The sequence below is a fragment of the Streptomyces sp. NPDC005485 genome, from assembly GCF_040606085.1.
In the GTDB taxonomy this organism is placed as follows: Bacteria; Actinomycetota; Actinomycetes; order Streptomycetales; family Streptomycetaceae; genus Streptomyces.
Genome location: NZ_JBEXDZ010000110.1, coordinates 25,847 through 32,590, shown reverse-complemented (window position 1 = coordinate 32,590; position 6,744 = coordinate 25,847). Strand labels below are relative to the sequence as shown.

Sequence of the window (6,744 nt, the reverse complement as noted above, 5' to 3'; positions counted from 1 at the left end):
GGGCCCTCGGGTGCGGCGACGGCGTCGGCCGCCGCCACGGCATCGGCGACCACCGCGGCTCCGGCCGCGAGCGAGTCGTCCAAGGGGCACGGCCACGGCCGGCCTGCGACCAAGGGCCCGAGGTGAGCGGCCCCGCGTGACCCGGCCGCCCGCGGGCGGTGCCCGGCGCCGGGACGGGTCCGGCCCCGGTCCGCAAGAAGTGCGGCGCCGCGGCGTCGGCCCGTACGGATATTTCCGGCCTTGCCGCCCCGGGCCGGAAAAGCTTGTCCGCGGCGGCTGGAAACAACTCCTTGTTCCCTGCCGCCCCTCCCTTCACAATGCGCATGTCAAAACTGGATGTGGCCGGAAGACCTCCGGCCGCTCAAGTCGCAAGAGGGGACCCCCACATGAGAAAGCCTCTCGTCGCCACGCTCTTCGCCCTGGTGATCACCGGGGCGGGCATGGCACCCGCGGTCGCGGCGCCTGTGTCCGCGCCCGCCGCGGTCAAGGCCGACGTCGGACCGGCCGCGGCGACCGCGCCCACGCTCAAGGCCGTCAACTTCGCCGGCACCGTCTCGCTCAGCAACTGCTCCGGCTCCGTCGTCCGCTTCCCGGGCTCCGCGGACACCGACCCCGCGCTGGTGATGACGAACGGCCACTGCCTGGAGACCGGCTTCCCCGAGCCCGGCGAGGTCATCGTCGGCCAGGCGTCCAGCCGCAGCTTCGGTCTGCTCAATGCCTCGGCCACGAGGGTCGGCACGCTGCGCGCGAGCAAGGTCGCGTACTCGACGATGACCGACACCGACGTCACGATCTACCAGCTCACCACCACGTACGCGCAGATCAAGAGCTCGTACAACATCAGCGCGCTCACGCTCCAGGACACACATCCGGTCGCCGGGACCGCCATCACGGTCGTCTCCGGGTACTGGAAGCGGACGTACGCCTGCAACGTCGACGGCTTCGTCTACCGCCTCAAGGAGGGCGACTGGACCTGGAAGGACTCGCTCCGCTACACCTCCGCCTGCCAGACCATCGGCGGCACCTCGGGCTCGCCGGTCATCGACAACGCCACCGGCAAGGTCGTCGCCGTCAACAACACCGGCAACGAGGACGGCCAGCGCTGCACCGAGAACAACCCCTGTGAGGTCGACGCCAACGGCAATGTGACCGTCCGCGAGGGCATCAACTACGCCGAGGAGACCTACCAGATCGCCGCGTGCTTCGGGGCCGGCAACAAGCTCGACCTGAGCCGCAGCGGGTGCACCCTGCCCAAGCCGTAGCCCTAAGCGACCCCGGGGAAGTTCAGGCACGCCCCCACGCCGCCCGGCACGCCCTCTCGCCGCACCGGCCAAAGGCCCAAGTAGCTCCGCTACGAGGGCCTTCGTCCGGCACGCCGAGAGCACGCACCGAACGACGCGGGAACGCACCCGTACTTCCCCGGAGCCGCTTGGGGGCGGGTGTTCACCGAGGTGACCGGCGGACCGCCCGCCCCGCCAGCACGTCCGTCCGACGCCCGTCCTCCATCACGAAGCGACCGTCGACCAGGACGTATGGAATGCCGCTAGGCAGAGTGCGCGGTGCCTCGAACGTCGACCCGGCCGCGACCGTGTCCGGGTCGAAGAGGACGAGGTCGGCGCGGTATCCCTCGCGCACCAGCCCGCGGTCCGCGAGGCGCAGCCGGGCCGCCGGGCGCGAGGTGAGGTGGGCGACGCACTCCTCCAGCGACAGGATGCCCAACTCCCGTACGTAGTGGCCGAGATAGTGCGGGAAGGTGCCGTACGCGCGCGGGTGCGGCTTGTCGCCCTGGAGGATCCCGTCGGAGCCACCGGTGTGCACGCGGTGCCGCATGATCGCGCGGACGTTCTCCTCGTGCCCGACGTGCTGGAGGATCGTCGGGCCGAGCCCGTCCTCGACGAGCAGCCGGCGGGCGGTCGTCCACGGTGCCTCGCCGCGCAGGTCGGCCGACTCCCGTACGGTCCGGCCGACGTACGACGCCAGCGCGGGGTCGCTCACCCCGGAGATCTCGATCGTGGCCCAGTCGATCGGCACGCCGTGGCAGCCGTCCGAGCCGGTCACCTCCATGTGGTGCCGGATCCGCTCGGCGCTCCCGTCGTCCCTCAGCCGCGTGAGGACCGCCGCCGGGCCGCCCTCGCTCGCCCAACTGGGCAGCATGGCCGCGAGGGTGGTGCAGCCGGGCGTGTACGGGTAGGTGTCGAGGCTGATGTCCGCGCCGTCGGCGAGCGCCTTGTCGAGGAGGGCGAGCAGATCGGGCGCCCTGCCCTCGTTCACGCCGAAGTTCATGGTGGCGTGCGCGAGATGCAGCGGGCAGCCCGCCTCGCGGGTGAGGGCCACCATCTCCTCGTACGCCTCCAGGGCACCCGCCCCGTAGGAGCGGTGGTGCGGGCAGTAGTAGCCGCCGTACTCGGCCACCACCCTGCACAGCTCGGTGAGTTCGGCGTCCTTGGCGTACATGCCGGGCGTGTACGTCAGCCCGGACGACATGCCGACGGCGCCCTGCTCCATGCCCTCGGCGACCAGCCGCCGCATCCGGTCCAGCTCCCCGGGCGTCGCCTCGCGGTCCTCCCAGCCGACGGCGAGCATGCGGACGGTGCCCTGGGGGATCAGATAGGCCGCGTTGACGGCGATCCCCTGATCCAGCCGGTCCAGGTACTCGCCCACCGAGCGCCAGTCGAAGTCGATGTCGTCGCCGTGGCCGTTCCAGCCGGTGATCGCCCGGCGGACCTCGGCCAGGGTGCGGTCGTCGACGGGGGCGTACGACAGCCCGTCCTGGCCCAGCACCTCCAGGGTGACCCCTTGCGCGGCCTTCGCGCTGTGGTCCGGGTCCCGGAGCAGGGCGAGGTCGCTGTGGGCGTGCATGTCGATGAAGCCGGGGGAGAGGACCAGGCCCTCGGCGTCCACCTCGCGGCGCGCCGTGGGGCGCAGACAGCCCGCCGCCGCGGCCTCCTTGACGATGGCGACGATCCTGCCGTCGTCGATCACCACGTCGGCGCGGTACGACGGCTCACCGCTGCCGTCCACGACGTCCGCGTCCCGGATGACGAGCTCCTCCACGACCCCTCCTAGAAGTACGTGCGGATGTAGTCGACGACGGTGCCGTCCGCCTCGACCAGCGGGATCAGCTGCCACTTGTCGAAGGAAGTGCACGGGTGGGACAGGCCCATGCCCAGCCAGTCGCCCACCTCCAGATCGGCCTGTGGCGTCGTGCGCAGCCAGGCGTGCTGGTCGGAGAGGGCGGTCACGGAGACCCCGGTGGCCGGGCGTTCGGCACCGTCCCGGCGTACCACCTGCGCGAGCGGCAGGTCCAGGTCGTACGCCGCGTCGCGCTTGCCCGCGTTGACGAAGGCCTGCTCGGGGGAGGGGCGGGAGACTACCTGCGCCCAGAGGCGGAAGGCGGGGTGCAGCGCGCCCTCCTCCGGGACGCGGGTGAACGGTGTCAGCTTGCGGTAGTGGCCGTCGTCGTGCGAGACATACGCGCCCGAGCGGAGCAACTTCAGGACGGGCAGGGAGAGTTCGGGGATCTCGGCGAACACGTCGGCCACCGCGTCGAACCAGGCGCTGCCGCCCGCGCTGACGACGATCTCCTCGACACCGCTCGCGGTGAAGCGGCCCGCCTTGTCGAAGTCCGCGGCCAGGGCGGTCAGCCGGCGCAGCCAGGCGTGCACGCGCTCGGGGTCGGCCCGCGGCACCTCGCCCTCGTAGCCGGCGACGCCGACCAGCCGGAGCGTCGTCGCCCGGGCCACCGCGTCCGCGATCACCGCGCACTCCGCCTCCGTTCGGACGCCGGTGCGGGCGCCCTCGCCGGCGGCGAGTTCCACGACGACGTCGAGGGGGCGGGGCGTCCCGTGCAGCGCGGCGTCCATCAGCTCGACGCCGCGCACGGAGTCGACGTAACAGATGAAGCGGAAGTCCACGTCCTCGGCCAGCTCCGCGGCGATCCAGCGCAGTGCCGCCTCGTCGACGAGTTCGTTCGCGAGGAAGATCCGGTCGATGCCGAACTCCCGTGCCACGCGCACCTGGTGGGGTACGGCGAGCGTGATGCCCCAGGCGCCGTGCTCGATCTGGCGGCGGAAGAGCTGCGGGGCCATCGAGGTCTTGCCGTGCGGCGCGAAGACGAGGCCGTGGCGGGCCGCGTACGTCTCCATGAGTTCCAGGTTGTGCCGCAGGCGCTCGGCGGAGAGGGCGAGGACGGGGGTGGTGAAGCCGTCCGTGAAGAGGTTCCGGCGCTGGGCGGCCAGCGCGCCGACGGTCAGGCCGTCCGCGTCCGGCGGGAGGCCCTTGAAGCGGTGGTCGACGCGCTCCGCCGCCAGGCGGGCGAGTGCTGCCTGGGACTCAGCGGGGCTGCCGGCTGCCATGAAGTCTCCCTGATGAGGTCAGTTGCATCATGTGCAACGCTCATTGCGTGTAGTGCTCACTGCTGTCTAACATCTCGGCCAACGCAGGGTCAACGGTGTCGTTGGCCCCGAGAACCGGGAGACCGAACCATCGTGACCACCAACGGACCCGCAGATGCCGCGCCCCACGACGCTTTCGACGTCGTGGCGCTCGGCGAGTCCATGGTCACGTTCCTCCCCTCCCGGCCCGGCCGCCTCGCCGACGTGCCGTCCTTCGGCCGCGGGATCGGCGGCGCCGAGTCCAACGTGGCCTGCGTGCTCGCCTCCGCCGGGCACACGGCGCGCTGGATCGGCCGGGTCGGCGACGACGGGTTCGGCGACCACCTGGTGGAGACGATCGCCTCGTACGGCGTCGACACCTCCGCCGTACGCCGCGATCCTGCCCGCCCGACCGGGATCTACTTCCGCACGGCGGGCGACCGCGCGAGCGACGCCCACGAGGTGGCGTACTACCGGGCCGGATCCGCCGCCTCCGCGATGGCCGCGGACAACGTGGACCTGGCCGCCGTCCGCGCGGGCCGCGTCCTGCACCTGTCCGGCATCACGGCAGCCCTGTCCGCCGACTGCCTGGCCCTGATGCGGGAGCTCACCACCCGCGGACCGGGCCGCCCGCTCGTCTCCTTCGACGTCAACCACCGCCCCGGACTCTGGCGGGACGGCGAGGCCCCACGCGTCCTGCTCGGCCTCGCGCGCGGCAGCGACCTCGTCTTCGTGGGCGAGGACGAGGCCGAGGCGGCGTGGGGCGTCACGGGCGGCCCGGCCGCGGTGCGCGCCCTGCTCCCCGAGCCGCGCGTGCTGGTCGTCAAGGAGGGCGCACGGGGCGCCACCCTCTTCGACGGCGACACCGCCACCTTCGTCCCCGCCCTGCACGTCGACGTCGTCGCCCCCGTCGGCGCCGGGGATGCCTTCGCCGCCGGGTTCCTCTCCGCGACCCTTCGTGGGCTGTCCGCCCGGGAGCGGCTCCGGCACGGGCACCTCATGGCCGCTGCCGCGCTCACGGTCGCCGGTGACCTCGGTACGCCGCCGGGCCGGGACCACGCCGACCGGCTGGCCGCTCTCGACGAGGGGGCGTGGGAGACACTTCGACTCGGCCCCGGCTGGACCGAAGCCGTATCGCGGGCCACGGAGGAGGTACGCATCCCATGAGCCAGACCGTCGACCGAGCGCTGAGCATCCTGCCGCTGCTCGCCGAGGGACCCGCCGATCTCGGGCAGGTCGCCGAACGCCTCGGCGTCCACAAGTCCACGGCGCTCCGGCTCCTGCGCACCCTGCACGAGCACGGACTCGTCTACCGCCAGTCCGACCAGCGCTACCGCCTCGGCGCCCGGCTCTTCGCCCTCGCCCAGGAAGCCGTCGAGAACCTGGACATCCGCGAGATCGGCCACCCCCATCTCGTACGCCTCAACGAGCAGTGCGGGCACACCGTGCACCTCGCGGTGTACGAGGAGGGCGAGGTCCTCTACATCGACAAGGTGGAGAGCCGCTACCCCGTGCGCATGTACTCACGGATCGGCAAGCCCGTCGCCATCACCGTCGCCGCCGTGGCGAAACTCCTCCTCGCCGACCTCCCCGAAGCCGAGCGCCGCGCCCTCGCCGAGAAGTTCGACTTCCCCATGTACACGGCCCGCTCGATCCCCAACGCCGCCGCCTTCGTCCGGGAGTTGGTGACGGTGCGCGAGCAGGGCTGGGCCACCGATCTCGGTGGCCACGAGGAGTCCATCAACTGCGTGGCCGCCCCGATCCGCGGCGCCGACGGCCGCGTCGTCGCCGCGATGTCCCTCTCCGCACCCAACGTCGTCGTCACCGCCGACGAACTCCTCACGCTGCTCCCACTGGTCCGCCGCACGGCGGACGCCATCAGCGGTGAGTACTCCGGCCGCACCCCGACCAAGGAAGCCCCACAGGAATGACAGACAAGATCGCCCTCACCCCGAAGACCCACACCACCCCGCCCGCCAAGTTCTCGCACGGCGTCAGGAAGGGGAACATCCTCCAGGTCGCCGGCCAGGTCGGCTTCCTGCCCGCCGAGGAGGGCAGGCCGCCCACGCCCGCCGGGCCCACCCTGCGCGAGCAGACCCTCCAGACCCTCGCCAACGTCAAGGCCATCCTCGAGGAGGGCGGGGCGAGCTGGGACGACGCGATGATGATCCGCGTCTACCTCACGGACGTCGACCACTTCGCAGAGATGAACGGCATCTACAACACCTACTTCGAGGAGCAGGGCCTCACCGCGCCCCCCGCCGCCCGCACGACCGTGTACGTCGGTCTGCCCGCCGGACTCCTCGTCGAGATCGACGTCCTCGCCGTCCTCGGCTGACGGTCACTCAACTCCCGCACCCCGTACGACATC

6 protein-coding genes are annotated in these 6,744 nt (G+C 72.0%); 4 read left to right on the top strand and 2 right to left on the bottom strand.

The window, feature by feature from the left end:
* Nucleotides 1–386: 386 nt before the first annotated feature.
* Nucleotides 387–1,262, top strand: a complete 876-nt coding sequence (locus ABZS97_RS30340) for a serine protease (RefSeq protein WP_356142727.1) — start codon at nt 387–389, stop codon at nt 1,260–1,262.
* Between the two features lie 181 nt (nt 1,263–1,443).
* Here the strand turns inward: ABZS97_RS30340 and ABZS97_RS30335 are convergent, their stop codons facing one another.
* On the bottom strand, nt 1,444–3,054 hold the full coding sequence (locus ABZS97_RS30335) for a D-aminoacylase (protein ID WP_356142725.1): 1,611 nt from the start codon (nt 3,052–3,054) through the stop codon (nt 1,444–1,446).
* Between the two features lie 8 nt (nt 3,055–3,062).
* A complete protein-coding gene (locus ABZS97_RS30330; RefSeq protein ID WP_356142723.1) occupies nt 3,063–4,355 on the bottom strand; it encodes an amino acid deaminase in 1,293 nt (430 codons plus the stop codon).
* A gap of 132 nt (nt 4,356–4,487) precedes the next feature.
* Here ABZS97_RS30330 and ABZS97_RS30325 point away from each other — a divergent pair, with 132 nt between their 5' ends.
* Genes ABZS97_RS30325 through ABZS97_RS30315 form a run of 3 tightly spaced genes read left to right on the top strand, consistent with a single transcriptional unit; the run spans nt 4,488 to nt 6,711 of the window.
* Nucleotides 4,488–5,540, top strand: a complete 1,053-nt coding sequence (locus tag ABZS97_RS30325; protein WP_356142721.1) for a sugar kinase — start codon at nt 4,488–4,490, stop codon at nt 5,538–5,540.
* Complete coding sequence (locus ABZS97_RS30320; protein WP_356142719.1) at nt 5,537–6,304, top strand: IclR family transcriptional regulator; 768 nt, start codon at nt 5,537–5,539, stop codon at nt 6,302–6,304. Before ABZS97_RS30325 ends, ABZS97_RS30320 begins: the two co-directional genes overlap by 4 nt.
* A complete protein-coding gene (locus tag ABZS97_RS30315; protein ID WP_356142717.1) occupies nt 6,301–6,711 on the top strand; it encodes a RidA family protein in 411 nt (136 codons plus the stop codon). Before ABZS97_RS30320 ends, ABZS97_RS30315 begins: the two co-directional genes overlap by 4 nt.
* Nucleotides 6,712–6,744: the final 33 nt, after the last annotated feature.